The sequence below is a fragment of the Alteromonas sp. ABM1_013 genome (assembly GCF_056160505.1).
In genome coordinates this window covers 545,234-562,201 of the sequence record NZ_JBSWXH010000004.1, presented here as the reverse complement: position 1 = coordinate 562,201, position 16,968 = coordinate 545,234, and the positions used below count along the sequence as shown (strand labels likewise).

At 43.8% G+C, this 16,968-nt stretch carries 15 protein-coding genes; 8 read left to right on the top strand and 7 right to left on the bottom strand.

Features of this window, described 5'->3' with window-relative positions; translation table 11 throughout:
- Positions 1-42: 42 nt before the first annotated feature.
- Together ACXAGK_RS14370 and ACXAGK_RS14365 are read right to left on the bottom strand one after the other, a co-directional pair.
- Positions 43-1,593, bottom strand: coding sequence for an MFS transporter (locus ACXAGK_RS14370; protein ID WP_474856745.1), 1,551 nt, complete (start codon positions 1,591-1,593; stop codon positions 43-45).
- Between the two features lie 17 nt (positions 1,594-1,610).
- A complete protein-coding gene (locus tag ACXAGK_RS14365; RefSeq protein ID WP_474856744.1) occupies positions 1,611-2,948 on the bottom strand; it encodes a GH1 family beta-glucosidase in 1,338 nt (445 codons plus the stop codon).
- Positions 2,949-3,470: 522 nt separating this feature from the next.
- On the opposite strand from ACXAGK_RS14365, the gene ACXAGK_RS14360 reads away from it, so the two are divergent.
- The 5 genes from ACXAGK_RS14360 (at position 3,471) to ACXAGK_RS14340 (ending at position 11,621) form a co-directional block, all read left to right on the top strand.
- Positions 3,471-6,401: a TonB-dependent receptor gene (locus tag ACXAGK_RS14360; protein ID WP_474856788.1), complete on the top strand. Its 2,931-nt coding sequence runs from the start codon at positions 3,471-3,473 to the stop codon at positions 6,399-6,401.
- A 142-nt stretch (positions 6,402-6,543) separates the two neighbouring features.
- Complete coding sequence (locus ACXAGK_RS14355; protein WP_474856743.1) at positions 6,544-8,235, top strand: tryptophan halogenase family protein; 1,692 nt, start codon at positions 6,544-6,546, stop codon at positions 8,233-8,235.
- The gene (locus tag ACXAGK_RS14350; protein WP_474856742.1) at positions 8,213-9,718 is read left to right on the top strand and encodes a tryptophan halogenase family protein; all 1,506 of its coding nucleotides are present in this window, start codon (positions 8,213-8,215) and stop codon (positions 9,716-9,718) included. Before ACXAGK_RS14355 ends, ACXAGK_RS14350 begins: the two co-directional genes overlap by 23 nt.
- Positions 9,719-10,012: 294 nt before the next feature.
- On the top strand, positions 10,013-11,350 hold the full coding sequence (locus tag ACXAGK_RS14345) for a HipA domain-containing protein (RefSeq protein ID WP_474856741.1): 1,338 nt from the start codon (positions 10,013-10,015) through the stop codon (positions 11,348-11,350).
- Positions 11,343-11,621 carry a helix-turn-helix domain-containing protein gene (locus ACXAGK_RS14340; RefSeq protein ID WP_025257178.1) on the top strand — a complete coding sequence of 93 codons (279 nt, stop codon included), beginning with the start codon at positions 11,343-11,345 and terminating at the stop codon, positions 11,619-11,621. Before ACXAGK_RS14345 ends, ACXAGK_RS14340 begins: the two co-directional genes overlap by 8 nt.
- Positions 11,622-11,718: 97 nt before the next feature.
- Here ACXAGK_RS14340 and ACXAGK_RS14335 read toward each other — a convergent pair whose 3' ends face one another.
- A complete protein-coding gene (locus tag ACXAGK_RS14335; RefSeq protein WP_269917860.1) occupies positions 11,719-12,582 on the bottom strand; it encodes a YicC/YloC family endoribonuclease in 864 nt (287 codons plus the stop codon).
- A 300-nt stretch (positions 12,583-12,882) separates the two neighbouring features.
- Here ACXAGK_RS14335 and rph point away from each other — a divergent pair, with 300 nt between their 5' ends.
- From rph to tusA, 3 genes are read left to right on the top strand one after another with little or no spacing between them, the layout of a single operon-like run.
- Positions 12,883-13,596, top strand: coding sequence for a ribonuclease PH (gene rph / locus ACXAGK_RS14330; RefSeq protein ID WP_025257195.1), 714 nt, complete (start codon positions 12,883-12,885; stop codon positions 13,594-13,596).
- 57 nt (positions 13,597-13,653) lie between these two features.
- Positions 13,654-14,295, top strand: coding sequence for an orotate phosphoribosyltransferase (gene pyrE, locus ACXAGK_RS14325; protein WP_474856740.1), 642 nt, complete (start codon positions 13,654-13,656; stop codon positions 14,293-14,295).
- The gene (gene tusA / locus ACXAGK_RS14320) at positions 14,285-14,545 is read left to right on the top strand and encodes a sulfurtransferase TusA (RefSeq protein WP_474830559.1); all 261 of its coding nucleotides are present in this window, start codon (positions 14,285-14,287) and stop codon (positions 14,543-14,545) included. Before pyrE ends, tusA begins: the two co-directional genes overlap by 11 nt.
- Positions 14,546-14,597: 52 nt before the next feature.
- Here the strand turns inward: tusA and ACXAGK_RS14315 are convergent, their stop codons facing one another.
- From ACXAGK_RS14315 to ACXAGK_RS14300, 4 genes are all read right to left on the bottom strand, one after another.
- The gene (locus ACXAGK_RS14315) at positions 14,598-15,401 is read right to left on the bottom strand and encodes a DUF1206 domain-containing protein (protein WP_474856739.1); all 804 of its coding nucleotides are present in this window, start codon (positions 15,399-15,401) and stop codon (positions 14,598-14,600) included.
- Between the two features lie 116 nt (positions 15,402-15,517).
- The gene (locus tag ACXAGK_RS14310; protein WP_461852146.1) at positions 15,518-15,700 is read right to left on the bottom strand and encodes a hypothetical protein; all 183 of its coding nucleotides are present in this window, start codon (positions 15,698-15,700) and stop codon (positions 15,518-15,520) included.
- A 27-nt stretch (positions 15,701-15,727) separates the two neighbouring features.
- Positions 15,728-16,189 carry a hypothetical protein gene (locus ACXAGK_RS14305; protein WP_474856738.1) on the bottom strand — a complete coding sequence of 154 codons (462 nt, stop codon included), beginning with the start codon at positions 16,187-16,189 and terminating at the stop codon, positions 15,728-15,730.
- A 170-nt stretch (positions 16,190-16,359) separates the two neighbouring features.
- Entirely contained in the window at positions 16,360-16,947 is a 588-nt protein-coding gene (locus tag ACXAGK_RS14300) for a YqaA family protein (RefSeq protein ID WP_474856737.1), read from the bottom strand.
- Positions 16,948-16,968 lie beyond the last annotated feature (21 nt).

Genomic DNA, 16,968 nt, shown 5'->3' with positions numbered 1-16,968 from the left:
TAAAAACCTCGTTTATTAAAACAATCACTTAACGTTTTTGTATTATGCCGTTATCGGCGGTTGTTCGCTACGACGAGTAAGTAAAGCTTTAGTGACTTCTCGCTGTTTTTCGTCATCTAAAGGATACAAACAGATAAGTGCTGCGCCAGCGAAGCCGAATAATGCAGGTATCCAACTCATCAATGACTTCATACCAGGAAGAGATTGCTCGATAGTATTTACATCAAGCCCGTTGTAACCGTAGCTACCTAGCACTAATAATACTAAAGCACCTGCAAAGCCGCCCCCGGTCTTTTGGACAAAAGAGCCCGCTGAATAAACCAAACCTGTCGCTCTACGTCCGGTTTTATACTCACTATAGTCCGCGGAGTCGCCTAGCATAGAGAAAAATAAGGTGGGTAAAATAGCTGCAAAAAATTCGGCACTGCAGCCAAGGATAAATATTCCACTCACATTACCTTGGGGCACAAAGTAAATGCCACAGGTGAGTAAGCTACTCGCTAATAGCGCGACTATAAAAAGCTTCTTTCGGCCGATTATTGAAGATAGCTTTGCCGTAGCAAGCGCACCAAAAATAGATACCACCAGAAGAGCAATAAAGAAGTACCCTGTGAGTAGCTCATTTCCCATATAATACTTAAAGTAATACGCAATAACGCCGTACTTGATACCGTTAAACATCATGGTTAAAAAACCCATTCCCAACAGTATCAACCAGGGTTTGTTTGAGAGTAAGTCGATAATATCCTGCTGTGAGCGGGTGTTCATTGATTCTGGTCGACGAATTAGCTGTTTAACTGCGATAGAGGTGAACACCATAACAGCAATAAAAATTACGCCAGTTAATATATCGCGGAAATAGAAAAAGGCTGTTATCGCTGAAAGTGGAATCAAAATTAACGGCAGCTGTTTAGCTAGTTCAGAAAGTTCAGATGATAAAGGGCGAGAGCATTGAGGTGATTTTTGTATGGTCACACGCTCTTTTGTTGTGAATACAGTAATGCACATCAACGCAACCAACAAGGCAGCAAATAGCCACATCGTATACTGATAGCCAGTTGCATCGTTACCTTTTCCTAACCAATCTACTAGTATGGGTAAGCAGCCCATAACTACTAAACCACCTAAAAACGCGCCAGCAAAACGAAACCCAGATAGACTTGTTCGTTCCCTATCGTCGGTGGTCATTACTCCCATTAGCGCTGAGTACGGCACATTATTGACCGTATACGCCAGTGTAAGTCCGATGTAGGTAAGGTAGGCATAAACAAGCTTACCAGAGTAAGAAAGTTCTGGCGTAGTAAAACAAAGGATCATAAAAAGGCCGAGAAATGGCGTAGAGCCTAGTATCCATGGCCGAAACTTCCCCATTTGGGTTTGCGTCCTGTCAGCAATCATCCCCATAATGATATCGGTAACACCGTCTGAAAGACGAACCACGAGGAACAACATGGCAGCGGCGGCCGCAGTAATACCAAAGGTATCGGTATAGAATACTGCAAGGTAGGCGAGCGCGCCTCGCCATACTAAGTTAGCAGCAGCATCTCCCATGCCATAACCTATTTTTTCTTTTATCGTCAGTTTATGGTCCATCGTCTTTTCCAATATTACTATGTTCGACTTGCTAGCAAAGTTTTGTAAACCTTTGCGCTAAGTTTTGGTGTGCGCTTCTGGGTCTCGAAATCAACGTGAACTAGGCCAAATCGTTTTTCATAACCTTCTGCCCATTCAAAATTATCCATAAGGCTCCATGCGAAGTAACCACTTACTTTCACTCCATCGGCAACTGCCTTATGGACCATATTTAAATGCTCTTGGTAATATTTAACACGGTCCACATCGTTAATTTCGCCATCTATTAATCTATCTGCCATAGCAGCGCCGTTCTCAGTAATGAAAATAGGTGGCAGCGTGTACCGTTCATTCAATGACGTAAGCAAATCATAAAGTGCTTTTGGATAGATTTCCCACCCAATATCGGTTAGCGGTCCTTGGTGAGGATGTTCGAAAAATAATGCGTTTTTTTCCTTCGGCGCTGAATAGTGTAAACGCGTGTAGAAGTTAACGCCTAAGAAGTCGATAGGCTGGCAAATAATATCCAAATCCCCTGCTTTTATCGGTGGTCTGTCTGCTTCGTCTAGTTCAAATAAGACTTCCGGATAGCTACCCTCCATTACTGGCTGCATATACCACTGATTAATATATTCATCAGCTTTGCGGGTGGCTAATAAGTCTTCTGATTTTTGTGTGGCGGGGTAGCATGGCGTGAAATTCAATACTATACCGGCTTCACTGTTTGGAACGTTTTGTCGAAGTGTTTTAATACCTAAACCATGAGCCAGTAAAATGTGGTGAGCTGCAGTGCGCCCATTCTTCATTCCCGTCCTGCCCGGTGCATGTACGCCAATTTCATACCCGAGATAAGCGCTACAGAATGGTTCATTGAAGGTGGCGTAAGAAAAAACACTTTCACCCAGAGCTCGGGAAATTTTATCTACATAGTTTTGGAACTCATAAGCCGTCTGTCTGTATAGCCATCCGCCTTTGTCTTCTAAATATTGCGGCAGATCCCAATGATAAAGTGTTACGAATGGCTTAATGCCTTTCTCGTTTAGGGCATCAATTAATGTTTTGTAGAAGGCTACGCCTCTAGGGTTTAACTCACCGTTTTGCGTCATAACGCGAGGCCAAGAAATAGAGAAGCGGTAAGCATCTACATTAAGGTCTAACAGAATCTCGAAATCTTCTCTCCAACGCGCAATGTGGTCACAGGCCACGTCGCCATTTGAATGATCAGCAATGGCAGAAGGACGCTCACAAAATCTATCCCATATACACTCTAAGCGATTTTCTACATCACCTTCAATTTGGAAGCTTGATGTAGCGGTTCCATAAAGAAATGATTGCTTTAACAAAGGACTGTCTGCGGGTAGAGAAATACTGTGCATAATAGATAACCTCTTTTCTTCCTGTGCAAGGACCATATTGCGCAGGATGGCAGTAAGATGAATTTTTAATAGAGGTGAGTTATAGCACAAATAAAAAACAATTAGAAAGCGCTTTCTCAATAAAATGTCATTTTTTAGTTAACAGAGTTAGGGGTGGTCAATTATCTGACATGTATAAAAAATAGTGAGATAAAGGTGATTTGTTTTCTTATGTTAATGAATATTATTGTTTTTTTGTTTTGGCGTTATTGCTTGTCAGTTTAAAGAAATACACTCGCTGTGAAATTATTGTAAAAAATGTGTTGATCTAATTCTTTTGTTGAATTAATGTTCGGAAAGCGCTTTCTTGCTGAGGGTTTTTCATTCACTTATTGAGAAAGCCCTTTCTAGAAGCGCTAAGGTTCAAACACACTTATATAACAGATGAAAGAGAGAGCGATCGTGACACACAAAACACCACACAAAAGTAAAATCGCAACAAGCTTGTCGTTAATACTGGGAACCGCATTAAGCAGTGGCGTTATGTCACCGGTCGCCGCACAAGAAGCAGAAAAAGATATCGAAGTCATTCAGGTATCCGGTATCAGAAGCAGTGTACAAGAGTCGATGGGAATAAAACGTGATTCGTCGGGCGTTGTAGATGCCATCTCAGCGGAAGACATCGGCAAGTTTCCAGATACTAACTTAGCTGAATCCCTTCAGCGCATAACAGGTATTTCTATTAGCAGAAATAATGGTGAAGGTAGCCAAGTCACTGCCCGTGGTTTTGGACCTGATTTTAACATGGTCACCTTAAATGGTAGGACCATGCCAGGCTCTGCTTTACCTGGAGGCGGCGGCACGCCAAATTCCCGTGCGTTCGATTTTTCTGACCTTGCTTCTGAAAGTGTACGGGCTGTGGAAGTGTATAAAACCGGCAGAGCTAGTATTGCAACGGGAGGTATAGGTGCAACGGTTAACATTCGAACTGCGCGCCCGTTCGATGCAGCAGACAACGGTATAATTGCTAGTGTTGGTGCTAAAGCCTTGCACGATACAACGAATCGCGTTGGCGATGATGTTACGCCAGAACTGTCAGGGTTTATTAACTATCTAAACGACGATAATACATTTGGCGTCACATTTACGGGCTCTTTCCAGCAGCGCGACAGTGCAGCACAAGGTGCATTTGTTAATCAATGGAGAGTAAATCCATTTGATGGCACGGTTCCTCAATCTCCAGACCCAGCGAACCCAGACAGCGGTGACCCTGTTGTATTAAATAATGCGCCAGCTATGGGACAACTGTTTGCTATTCCTTCTGACCTTCGTTATTACATGGCAGACCGAGAGCGTGAGAGAACCAATGCACAGCTAACGTTCCAATTTGCACCCTCAGAAAAAATGACGGCTACGCTTGATTATACTTATTCGAAACAAGATCTTTATGAAGCGCGTGCTGAACAGTCTATTTGGATGGACGATAGGTATTTCGCTGAGCTAACTTTCGATGATGAAGCGGTTAAAACACCAATATTAATTTCACAAGAGCGCCGGGATTTGCTTCCTCGTGATTTAGGCTTAGCGCTACAAGAACTTAACCAAGTAAACGAAAATAAATCGATTGGCCTAAACCTTGAGTACTTCGTTAATGATGACTTTACTCTGGTTTTTGACCTTCATAACTCGTCAGCTGAAGGCCGCCCAGATGCCCCTTATGGAACGTGGACAAACTTAGGTCTAGGTGCAAATGTGGTTAAAGGGCAAGGCGTCGACTTTAGCGGTGATTTCCCTGTTATGTTTGTCGATTTTGACGATGCAGCGCGGGATAACTTGAACGGTAACGGCGAGTTAGACCAAGATGATGTAGGCACGTCAATTTTAGATATGAACTTTTCATCGCAAGATACTGAAATTACCCAAGCCCGTCTTGATGGGTCTTACGTAATGGATACTGGAAGCATTAACTTCGGTATAGAGTCGCGCTCTATGGAAAGTACGTCGCTTCAATCGCTAACGCGCCACACCATGGGTAATTGGGGTATAGAAAACCCTGGTGAATTACCTTCGGGCTCGCTAACCCCTCTTGATTTAGCAAGCGAATTTGATGACTTCAATACCGATGGTATGTTTTCTCAAGGTTTTACTGGGAGTGTAGCTGAGATTGGTGCATTTGCAGCGCAGCAGTATGGATTTGACTTAGTTGCTAACAACCCGTTTGCTACCAACAGAACTATTGAAGAAGATATTACCGCCGTCTACTTCGAGCTAGATTTGTCGGGCGAGTTAAACGGAATGGAGTATAACCTGCTTACTGGTGTTCGCTACGAAAATACCGATGTTACTTCAATTGCAAATATTAGTTTGCCCAGCGGTATAGCATGGGAAGGAAATAATGATTTCAATGTACGCTTCGGTAGTGAAATGGAAGACGTTGAAGTGGAAGCCAGCTATGACCATGTGCTTCCTGCGTTAGACTTCGATATTGAAGTGATTGAAAATGTCATCGCTCGATTCTCTTACAGCAAAACAATCGCGCGCCCTACCTATAACAATCTAAGTGCTGCTGCGTCAGTGTCGCCACAAAGTGGACCTACCTTGCTTACCGATAGTATTACTGCAACGGCGAGTTCTGGTAACCCATCTTTGATACCGCTTGAGTCTGATAATTTAGACCTATCCGTTGAATACTATTTTGATGAAACAAGCTATGTGTCGGTGGGCTTTTACGACAAGCGGGTGAAAAATTTTATAGGTAATGAACAAGTTGAAGAGAACGTATTTGGCCTAAGAGATGTGACAAATGGCCCTCGCGCAGAAGCCGCGCGTGCAGAGTTAGAAGCCCGTGGAATACCGGTAAACGATACGTCTCTGTTTAATATGGTTGCTGCTATAGAAAACGGTATTGAATATGACTCATTAACCGATGAACAATTTGAGCAGCAGTTCGATATTCTACCGAACAGCGACGACCCTCTCATCACTTTTATAAACTCAAAGCCAGTGAACAACAAAGCCGCAAATATCTATGGCTTTGAAGTAGCTGCGCAACACTTCTTTGGCGACAGTGGTTTTGGTGTGTTAGCGAACTACACGTCTGTTAAAGGTGATATCGGGTTTGACAATGAAGCGGCACCCTCTATTACTCAGTTCGCGCTAGTGGGATTAAGCGACACTGCAAACCTAGTATTTATGTACGAGAAAGACGCGCTGCAAGCTCGTATTGCATACAACTGGCGTGATAAGTTCTTAGACACTACGTCTCAATACATCAATGAGCCGGGCTATACCGAAGCCTATTCACAAATTGATTTGAGTATCTCCTACGATGTCACCGAAGATTTAACAGTGGCCTTCGAAGGGATCAACATTACTGAAGAAAATATTCGCCGGCATGGACGCACCAGCGCAATGCTGTGGAACTTGGATGAGTTTGGTGCAAGGTATGCGCTAAGTGCTAGATATACATTCTAAAAATTGGGGTGTGTTTGCCCGCTATAGCGCTTAGGGTTGCGCTTTAGCGGGCTTTTTTGTCATAGTGCTGTTTGAATAGTATACAAACAGCTTCGGCACGTGACAGAAACTGAGCTTTTCAAGATAGCGTGGTTATCGTTTTATGAGTAATTCACAAAACCAATGCGGTCTACATCGGGTCGTCATTGTTGGAGGTGGTACTGCAGGGTGGCTTGCTGCTGGCGTTCTTGCAGCGAAGCTTAGTTCAAAACACTCGGTTACCCTTATTGAATCTCCTACTGTGTCATCTATCGGCGTTGGTGAAGGTTCATGGCCGTCACTTCGCGATACTCTTCTGGATATTGGCATTAATGAATCTGAGTTTTTAACCCTATGCCAAGGTGCTTTTAAGCAAGGCTCTAGTTTTGTGAATTGGCGTAAAGGCGGACACCGCTATCACCACCCATTCACTATTCCAACGGGCTACAACGAACTTGATATTCATGCTTATTGGCAAGCTCTTGCGCCCGACATGCCATACGAAGATGCCTTTTCGCTACAATCGGCAATGTGTGCAGCAGGCAAGGCGCCCAAACAAATTGCTACGCCTGACTATGCTCATGTGCTTAATTACGGTTACCACTTTGACGCCACAAAGCTTGCTGATTTATTGAAAAAGCACTGTGTAAACAAGCTGAGCGTTGAACACGTTATAGGCCATATTGCCTCGGTCACTTCACATCCAAATGGCTACATTGAAAAAGTAGTCACAGAATGTGGGCAAGAGGTGTTCGGCGATTTGTTTATCGATTGTTCGGGAAGCAGCGGTTTGCTTATTGATAAGCATTTCAAAGTTCCGTGGGTACCGGTTAAGCACGCTATGCTTAACGATAGAGCTATAGCCTTGCAAGTGCCTTACACAGACAATGATAGCGAAATAAAAAGTACCACAGTAGCTACTGCACAAACTTGTGGTTGGACGTGGGATATTGCATTACAGCATCGGCGAGGTACCGGTCTGGTTTATTCTTCCCAATTCACAAATGAAGAACAGGCAAAGCGGGTCCTTATTGACTATGTTTGTGAACGTTACCCTGGTGCAGACAAGCATGAACTTGCTTTTCGCACGCTATCTTTCGAGCCTGGCTACAGGTCAAAGTTCTGGGTAAAGAACTGTTTAAGTTTAGGTATGTCTTCGGGTTTTGTAGAGCCGCTAGAAGCATCAGCTATTGCCATGGTTGAGCTTGGATTACGTATGCTATGTGAAGCCTTTCCGCATAATAAAGATCACATGGAAATAGTCAGTAAACGCTACAACACACGCTTTGAATACCGCTGGCAGCGAGTCATCGACTTTTTGAAGCTACATTATGTTCTTAGTGATAGAGAAGAGCCTTATTGGGTAGCACAAAGAAGTGATGCTTCAATTCCTGACTCACTTGCTGAGCTGCTTAAACTGTGGAAGTTTCAAAGCCCTTCACGCTTAGATCTTATTGAGAACGAAGAGATTTTTCCCTCTGCCAGTTACCAATACGTGTTGTACGGGATGGGCTTTACTACGTTAGGGTCACCACTACGTTTAAACGAAAAAGATAAGCGTAAAGCACTGCATCTTAGTGAAACGTTGCAACAGACTAAAAAAACCTATTTGCAGGGGCTGCCGACTAATAATGCGCTGCTCAAAGATATCGCAAAGCGCTATTACAATGAGCAGAAACATCTTCACTCGCATACTCAATGTCAGAACTATGGCAACGCTTACGCTTTAAGTGAAAGTGATCGCGCTACAAATTTAAATAACAATTCCTCTTCAGATAAAAAGGACACCTCATATGGCCGTATCGGGTTTAGATAGCAGTAACAATCAAACGCCCGTTAAGAACGTTGTTATTGCAGGTGGCGGTACTGCAGGATGGATGGCGGCCACGGCGTTGACCCGGCTTTTGGGTAAGTCGATAAAGGTTACGCTAGTCGAATCAAAAGATATTGGTATTGTGGGCGTTGGCGAAGCCACTATTCCGCCGATTAGAACCTTTCATAAGTTGCTAGGTATAGACGAAAAAGCCTTTATGCGCGCTACCCAAGCCACGTTCAAACTAGGTATAGAGTTTGAAAATTGGCGTGAACAGGGTCACAGCTATATCCACTCGTTTGGTATTACCGGAAGAGAGTGCTGGGCAGGCGAGTTTCACCACTTTTGGCTACGGGCTAAAGAATATGGTTTCGGCGGTGAATTTGGTGATTATTGCCCTGAACTTATTGCCGCTAAGCAGAATAAATTTGCTACATCAGAAGCTATGCCGCTTAACTTTGCTTATCACTTTGATGCCGTCGCCTACGGTCGATTTTTAAAAACGTTAGCCTGCGAAGCTGGGGTAACGCACAAGGAAGGAGACATAGAAAAGGTCGTTGTTTGCCCGCAATCAGGCAATATCCAGTCTCTACAATTAGCAAGCGGTGAAGTGGTAAACGGTGACTTCTTTATAGACTGTACAGGCTTTAAAGGCCTGCTTATTGAACAAGCGCTTCATACTGGATACGACGATTGGCAGCACTATTTATTTTGCGGTAGAGCAGTAGCCATGCAAACGGAGCTTACTGTGCCACCTGTGCCGTACACTAAAAGCGTAGCACATCAAGCGGGCTGGCGTTGGCAGATTCCACTTCAAGAGCGAATGGGCAACGGATTAGTATTTTGTAGCCGCTTTATGAGCGATAGTGAAGCAATAGATACACTTAAATCGCAGGTAACAGGTGCGCCAATTAATGAACCCAGAGTCATCCGTTTTACGCCTGGAAAACGCAGGCGCGGTTGGAATAAAAACTGCGTAGCGTTGGGGCTATCCAGTGGCTTTATTGAGCCACTGGAGTCGACCAGCATTCATTTAATCATGACTGGCCTTATACGCTTAATGCGTTTATTCCCTTTTGATGGTATCACCCAAAGCGCAATCGATGAATACAACAACAAGTTTGATAGCGAAATGTCGACCATACTCGATTTTATTGTTATGCATTACAAGGTGACACAGCGTGAGGACAGCCCTTTTTGGCAGCAGTGTCAGCGCATGGATATTCCGCCGTCACTCAAACACAAATTAGCTTTGTTTGCCGAGTCTGGCCGAGTGTTTTTAGATGACGGAGATATCTTCCGCGTCGATTCTTGGACTCAGGTATTGATGGGCCAAGGCATGACGCCCAAGCAATATCACCGCGTTGCCGATGAGATGAGTGAGAAGTCTTTAAAGCAGTTTATGGCAGGATTAAAGCAGCAGGTGGACAATCATGTAGCTAAACTCCCCTCCCACGAGGCCTTCTTAACACAGTATTTGAGTTGAGTTATAAGAAGCGTTAGTTGTTAACGACAAATAGTGCGTTAACGGTGAGCCAAGCAGCTCCTAATAAAAGAGTTACCAAACACACTGCATCAGAACCCTACCCAGCTAGAAATCTGGGTTTAGTGCTATCTAAATTGGGAAAAACGCAAACAAAGTACTGGAAAAAATAATCCGGTTTGTAGTTAGCGGTAGTTTGTTACTGTAAATGATTGCTACTTTGCAATTAAACGGTAGATTTCTACCGAAATGTTGCTAATATTTAATATTTAACGGTAATAAACTACTGGATAAATGATGCGAACAGTCACACTGCAATTATTTAATCAAGGTCAATGGTGGGATGCTGCTACTTTGTGTTTCTCTGATGAGCGGAGCAATGCAAGTTGTTCGCTGTATTATGACCATGAATATATTGCTAAGGTCGCAAGCTATGAGGTTAAAGATTGCTGGGCATGCTCCGTCAATGCACCTATTAGCATTGTTCCTAAAGACTACCCTCATTGGCCAGCTCTATTAGATGATATTTTGCCGGTGGGTAAGTCTCGAGACTGGTGGCTCAGTTATCTTAATGTCAGTCGCTCAGACGAGTTTCAGCAAAATTACGCACTGCTGACTAATGCTTGTATGTCGCCCGTTGGTAACTTAAGAATAAAAGAAGCCGTACCGAAAGAAGCTAATAACGACTCTCGCCGTTTTCCAATTGAGAACGTGATTTCATTGCAATATGACTTTTTAGAGTATGCTAATGAACAAGGCGCCGCAGTAGGAGGGGCGACAGGAGCTGGTGGTGTTGCACCAAAACTGCTACTCATGCTTGAAAACGGCAATGTTTTCATTGATGGGGACTTTGCAGGAAAGCCGTTGACCGCCACACCTTATTTAACCAAGTTTGCGAGAAATAGACGCTCAGCTCGAGATAACAATATCTTAAAAGCTGAGGGCGTTTTTTATAAGGCACTTTCGGAGATCCTGCAAGGTACCAATGTTTCAACCATTGATGTTGAAAAGCTAAAAATATTAGAAGATAAACACAGTGGCCAAGCTAGTTTATGGCTACCTCGCTTTGACGTCCTCATAGAAAGTGGTGTAGCTAATCGTATTGGATTGGAAAGTATTTATTCAATCATTAATGCCGAACCTGGCAGCTATCAAGATCATTTTTATGTGATGGAGACGGTGTGGCGAAGAATAAATTCTGCAACTCAAATGACGAAAAACGAATTTGCTAAGCAATATGTTGTGAGAGATTTTTTAAACATTGTCTTCGGCAACTCAGACAATCACGGCCGCAACATTTCATTTTTAAAATTTGACGGCGATATTTGTTTTGCACCCATCTATGATTTTGCTCCTATGAAAGCCGATGAAGAAGGCATAACCCGTTTATTCAAGTGGGGGCGAAATTGCGAAGTAGGTGGGCACGTTAACTTTTTAATCATTGCAGAGCAGCTTTCAGATTTTTGTGAGCCTAATGAAATGATTTTATATCTACGGCAACTGGCAGAAAAATTAATCGACTTGCCTGAGAGATTGAAAAGATTACATTGCCCAGATGAGATATTAAATTTTCCGGCGATTGGTTTTAGTAACATTAAAACTAAGTTAGTAGCAATGGGAGTCTATGATGGTTAGGTTGACTGGCGAACAACGAAAAGAAATTTTGACTCAGCTTGAAAATGATCTTGCGACCAATGTTATTAGCATAGGCGATCTAGTAAAGCAGGTTCGTACCCAACTTTATGGCATGACCCAAACACAGTACGCGAAATTTATTAAGGTATCTGATAAAACATTGCGCGATATCGAGAAAGGGAATACCGATCCTCGCGTCTCGGTACTAAATAAAATTTTAGCGCCTGGCGGTTTTCAACTTTCTGTTAGATCAGTTCACCGCGATATATAACATTATTTTTGACACGCATTGAGTCATGGAGCTTCATAAAAAATAAAAAGCCCAGTATGACTGGGCTCTAACGGAGGTTGTTGGACTCCAACGGATATTATTCTATATTCTGGATCTGCTCGCGCATCTGCTCAATCAGTACTTTAAGTTCAACCGCCGATTGTGTGATGTCGGTGCTGATAGATTTTGAACCTAACGTGTTCGACTCGCGGTTAAACTCCTGCATCATGAAATCTAAACGGCGACCCACTGCCCCACCCTTTTTAAGGATATTGCGGGTTTCTTTGACGTGGGCGTTTAGGCGATCTAGTTCTTCGGCAACATCCACTTTTTGCGCAAGCATGATCATCTCTTGTTCAAAACGGCCTGCATCAAGCTCTACCTTTGCTTCTTCAAAGCGGGTTTGCACTTTTTCTCGCTGCCACACCATGATTTCAGGCATACGCGCGGCTACTTTCTCCGCTTCAACTTCAATGGCATCTAGGCGCTGCGTGATCATACCTTTAAGGGCTTCGCCTTCTGTAGCGCGAGCACTGATAAAGTCGTTTAACGCTTGATCGAACGCCGCCATTACGTCGCCGTGAATGGTATCCATATCAGTCTCTTCAGCAGCAATCACGCCAGGCCAGCGCAAAACATCAAGCGGGTTAACGCCGGTAGACTGACCATGTGACTGCACCCAATCAGCGGCGTGAAGCACTTGCTTAGCCAACTCTTCGTTTAAGCTTAGCTTGGTTACAGCAGCATCGTTCGCGGTAAAGCGTAGCGCACATTCCACCTTACCTCGGGCTAGCTTTTTACGAAAACGCTCGCGCAAAACCGGCTCTAACGAGCGGAACTGTTCCGGTAAGCGAAAATAGGTTTCTAAAAAGCGTTGGTTAACCGAGCGTATTTCCCATACGGCTGAGCCCCACTCTTTTTTGGTTTCTACGCGCGCAAACGCTGTCATGCTGTAAATCATAAATGTCCTTTAAATTTAACTGAAAGCCTGCAAAAACAACCCGAACGTCGTGTTGTATACGTGAATTTCTACAGCAGGTTTTCTTGTATTTTGTATATTAGCGCACATTTAGGTAATTCAATAAGCAAACATGTAAAGTTCGTTTTTATCGGTCACGGGTAATGCGTTATACTTAGGCGCAATTTCGTAGCTACATCGAATTTACAGGGTTTGACCGCGAATTGAGCTTTCTATTCCCATATCGCACGAAAAACCTGTAAAGCGCTACCTTTTTTAAGCATTTACGTTGTGGAGAACACTATGCGTCCAAGCGGCAGAACCGCCAGTCAAATTCGCCCTGTTACTATTACTCGCCAGTACACTTGCCATGCAGAAGGCTCTGTTTTAGTAGAGTTTGGCAACACTAAGGTGTTGTGTAATGCGACGGTGGAAGAAGGTGTACCACGCTTTATGAAAGGCCAAGGTAAAGGTTGGGTTACCGCAGAGTACAGCATGCTTCCACGTGCAACCCATACGCGTAGCGGTCGTGAAGCGGCCCGTGGTAAGCAAGGTGGTCGTACGCTAGAGATTCAACGTCTAATTGCGCGCTCACTTCGCGCGGCGATTGATTTAAAACTTCTTGGTGAAAACACCATTACGTTAGACTGCGACGTTATTCAAGCCGATGGCGGTACGCGCACGGCCTCTATTACTGGTGCATGTGTTGCTCTTGTTGATGCGCTTACCTATATGCGTGCAAAAGGCATTATCAAAACTAACCCGCTTAAGCACATGATTGCTGCACTTTCGGTGGGCATTTATGAAGGTACACCAATCGCTGACCTTGAGTACACTGAAGACTCTGAGGCAGAAACAGATATGAACATAGTGATGACCGAAACCGGTAAGCTGATTGAGGTTCAAGGTACTGCTGAGGGTGAACCCTTCTCGTTTGAAGAGCTTGATGAATTATTGAAAATTGGTAAGCACGGCTTACGCGAATTATTCGATATTCAAAAAGCGGCGCTTGCGTAAGCGAGGCAATTAAGCGTATTTAACGCCTACGTATTAGTTAGTAATTAAGAGGTCATCATGAAAGCGTTTCAGCGTGATTTTATCGAGTTTGCCATTGAACGTGGCGTACTAAAATTTGGCGAATTTACTTTAAAGTCTGGCCGCGTTAGCCCTTACTTTTTTAATGCAGGCTTATTTAATCGCGGCGGCGATTTGGCCAAGCTAGGGCGTTTTTACGCTGATGCGCTAATGGATGCAGGTGTCGAGTTCGATGTACTGTTTGGTCCAGCGTATAAAGGCATTCCTATTGCGACGACTACCGCCGTAGCACTGGCCGATAGCCACAACCTTGACGTACCTTATTGCTTCAACCGTAAAGAAGCAAAGACCCACGGTGAAGGCGGCAATTTAGTTGGCAGCCCACTAGAAGGCAAGGTTATGCTGGTAGATGACGTGATCACCGCGGGTACCGCTATTCGTGAATCAATGACATTAATTGAACAGCAGCAGGCAAGTTTGTCTGGCGTATTGATCGCATTAGACAGACAAGAGCGCGGTAATGGTGAACTGTCAGCTATTCAAGAAGTAGAACGTGATTTTGGCACTCAGGTGATTTCTATCGTATCGCTAGCCGATGTTGTGGCTTATCTGACTGAGAAAGGCGGTTTTGAAAATGAAATCAGTGCCATTAACGCCTACCGTGAAAGCTATGGCATCTGATTTTGATGGCGCCTTCAGCGCGGCAAGTCAGCATTTAGACGCGCTAGGTTTACGTTGCCCTGAGCCGGTGATGATGGTGCGTTTAAATATTCGTAAGCTGGCCGATGGGGAAACCTTATCGGTCACGGCTGACGATCCCTCAACGGCAAGAGATATTCCTAGCTTTTGCCGTTTTATGGACCATACGCTGGTTGCGTCTCAAACAGAGACCTTGCCTTACCAATATGTTATTAAAAAAGGGCGCGCTTAAGCGCCCTTTTATCATTCAAATTTAGGCTCTTAGCGCCTTCCATTTAAATTTCCTACTCTACCTTTCTGTACTTTGCTTCTAGCGCACAATAAAGGCCGAACATAACAAAGCCTGCGCCTACTGCGGCAATGAGATAAGGGCCGAAGGGCTGCTTCATTAAGGTTTCTAGTGCTTTTTGTAATCCACCCGCTTGGGATGGGTTACTTAATATGGCGGCAAGGATAAAAAAGCCACCTACTAAGGAATAAACGACCCCTCTTGCGGTATACCCTAGGCGACCCGTTACTTTCACACTCTTTCTAATGCGCTGATTTAAAGCGTGTAGTGAAAATTTCTTTAGAAAGTCAGCAGTGTAAGCATGTTTGAACTGCACAACGGCAAATATAATGATGCAAAGGCCGATCGCGGCTACAAGCCACAGTCCCCACTCGTATTGCATTAGAAATTCACTCACTTTCTTTCCGCTCCCTTGCGATGATGAGCTACTTTGTATTTCTAATAAGGTTTTACCTCCCGCGTAAGCAGCAACAAAATAGAACGAGCCTGATATAAAGAAGAACAGCTTATTTATGATGTGAATGAACCAACTGTCGTCGTCAGATTTGTCGGTAATAAAAATCTGAAGCCAACGCCAACAGGCATAGCATGCTAAGCCAAGAACTAGAATGCCTAATAAGATCTGCCCGAGTGGTTGCTCTTTAAGTGTAAGAAAGACATTGGACTGAGAGGCTTTTTCACGGTTAAGCGCAGTAAATACAGATGTAAGAATGAAGACACCAAGCATAACGTACATGACTGTCTTGGCGCTATACCCCGCTCTAGCGGTTATCTCTTTCCATTTAGACGAAGGTTCCACGGTGTCCTCTCATAGCTTAATTGCAAAATAAAAACGATTTCGTTACTTATTCTGTATCAAGTTATGTTCCGTTTTGCTCCCGTCTGTATTTTGCGCTTGTGAGCTAGCGTTTCAGATTAACGTTCTGAACTGTCTGCAACGGCTTTTAGCAGCAGGTTTTGAAGCGTGCGTTTGCTGTGAGCACAATTGCAGTGGACATCTGTCATATGTAGAACTTCACCTTTAAGCATTTTTTGAAGTACAGATGCTCTCACACTTAAAGAGACAAAGCCGTCTTCATTTGGGATTTGTTTCGACATCATCATTTGCTCCTTCAACTGTTTGATTTAATGCAGAGCTGCAGAAGCAAGCTGTCTGCTAATTTGAGGTTCGTAGGTTTGCTCTAGCGTGTGCTGAATGGCGGATATAAGCCTACATACAGACGGGTTAGTGGCATGCAAAGGCAATATGGCAATTAGCTGCTGTTGGCACTCCTGCAAAATTGCGTGAGATTCTTGTTTTTTGTGCTCTTGAGCAAGTAAAGAAGATAAGTACATGCCCATAGTGCCAAACGCGAGTACATCTTCTTGCACAGCGCTCACTTTTTGAGAGGATGTGGGCTGCAGCGCGTTGAGAATAGCTTTAGCCGCTTCAAAGGCTTGATAACCTAACTCTCTGGCATAATCCAACTTACCCTGTTGATGGGCTTTCTGCGTTTGTGCCTGCATTGCTAAGCGATGCTCTCGTGCGCTTGAAGGGTTTAGCTGTAGCCACTTTCTATAAACTGGGCATAAACGTTGAACATTCATATAAGCACCTCCTGTTTTTTATAACATTAGTGCAAATAAGAATCATTATCAAATGTAAAGTTCAAAAAATCTATTAGCGTAATTTGAAATGGGGATTTAGGGGGAGCTCACACGATTTGGTTGATGCTATTTTGATAGCTTTAGCGCCCTCAAATCGAAAGGCTTTTCAATTAGGAGAGCATATTAGACAGCCACCACAATAAAACTACCACCAGCGTGATAGCAAACACGGCTTTCATCTTGTAGCGTTTTATAAGTTGCTCTGCTTTGTCACCTGCGTAATACACCACTACTGCAAGGCCAAAATAGCGAATAGCGCGGGCAATAACCGTGGCTAAAAGGAATAGCGGGAGTGAGTATTGGGTGGCGCCAGCAGCTAACATGGCCACTTGAAAAGGAATAGGCGCAATGCCTAGCGTCATCACAAACCAGAAGCCTTGATTTTGCATTTGTTGTTTAACGCTGTCGAACTGATCTTGACTAAAGAAGGTATCAATCACCCACTGGCCAACAAGGTCGAAAAGGTAATAGCCAAGGGCATAGCCGAAAACAGCGCCAATCACACAGCCCACGGTAGCCATTAATGCAATTTTCCATAGCGACTCTCGTCTAGCTTGCATTAACGGCACCATAACAGCTTCAAGCGGTATAGGAACAATGGTCGATTCTAAAAATGACGCTAAGGTAATGCCCTTTAACATATGTTTAGAGTCAATAAGCTTTTTGGTTTTGTGCTTAACCTTTTTACCTAGTGCCATGTAACCTCTACCACTTTTATT

Excerpts from the sequence above, each read along its gene's own strand:
- ACXAGK_RS14370 (WP_474856745.1), bottom strand. The coding sequence starts at position 1,593 with ATGGACCATAAACTGACGATAAAAGAAAAAATAGGTTATGGCATGGGA.
- ACXAGK_RS14365 (WP_474856744.1), bottom strand. The coding sequence starts at position 2,948 with ATGCACAGTATTTCTCTACCCGCAGACAGTCCTTTGTTAAAGCAATCA.
- ACXAGK_RS14360 (WP_474856788.1), top strand. The coding sequence starts at position 3,471 with ATGTCACCGGTCGCCGCACAAGAAGCAGAAAAAGATATCGAAGTCATT.
- ACXAGK_RS14355 (WP_474856743.1), top strand. The coding sequence starts at position 6,544 with ATGAGTAATTCACAAAACCAATGCGGTCTACATCGGGTCGTCATTGTT.
- ACXAGK_RS14350 (WP_474856742.1), top strand. The coding sequence starts at position 8,213 with ATGGCCGTATCGGGTTTAGATAGCAGTAACAATCAAACGCCCGTTAAG.
- ACXAGK_RS14345 (WP_474856741.1), top strand. The coding sequence starts at position 10,013 with ATGCGAACAGTCACACTGCAATTATTTAATCAAGGTCAATGGTGGGAT.
- ACXAGK_RS14340 (WP_025257178.1), top strand. The coding sequence starts at position 11,343 with ATGGTTAGGTTGACTGGCGAACAACGAAAAGAAATTTTGACTCAGCTT.
- ACXAGK_RS14335 (WP_269917860.1), bottom strand. The coding sequence starts at position 12,582 with ATGATTTACAGCATGACAGCGTTTGCGCGCGTAGAAACCAAAAAAGAG.
- rph (WP_025257195.1), top strand. The coding sequence starts at position 12,883 with ATGCGTCCAAGCGGCAGAACCGCCAGTCAAATTCGCCCTGTTACTATT.
- pyrE (WP_474856740.1), top strand. The coding sequence starts at position 13,654 with ATGAAAGCGTTTCAGCGTGATTTTATCGAGTTTGCCATTGAACGTGGC.
- tusA (WP_474830559.1), top strand. The coding sequence starts at position 14,285 with ATGGCATCTGATTTTGATGGCGCCTTCAGCGCGGCAAGTCAGCATTTA.
- ACXAGK_RS14310 (WP_461852146.1), bottom strand. The coding sequence starts at position 15,700 with ATGTCGAAACAAATCCCAAATGAAGACGGCTTTGTCTCTTTAAGTGTG.
- ACXAGK_RS14305 (WP_474856738.1), bottom strand. The coding sequence starts at position 16,189 with ATGAATGTTCAACGTTTATGCCCAGTTTATAGAAAGTGGCTACAGCTA.
- ACXAGK_RS14300 (WP_474856737.1), bottom strand. The coding sequence starts at position 16,947 with ATGGCACTAGGTAAAAAGGTTAAGCACAAAACCAAAAAGCTTATTGAC.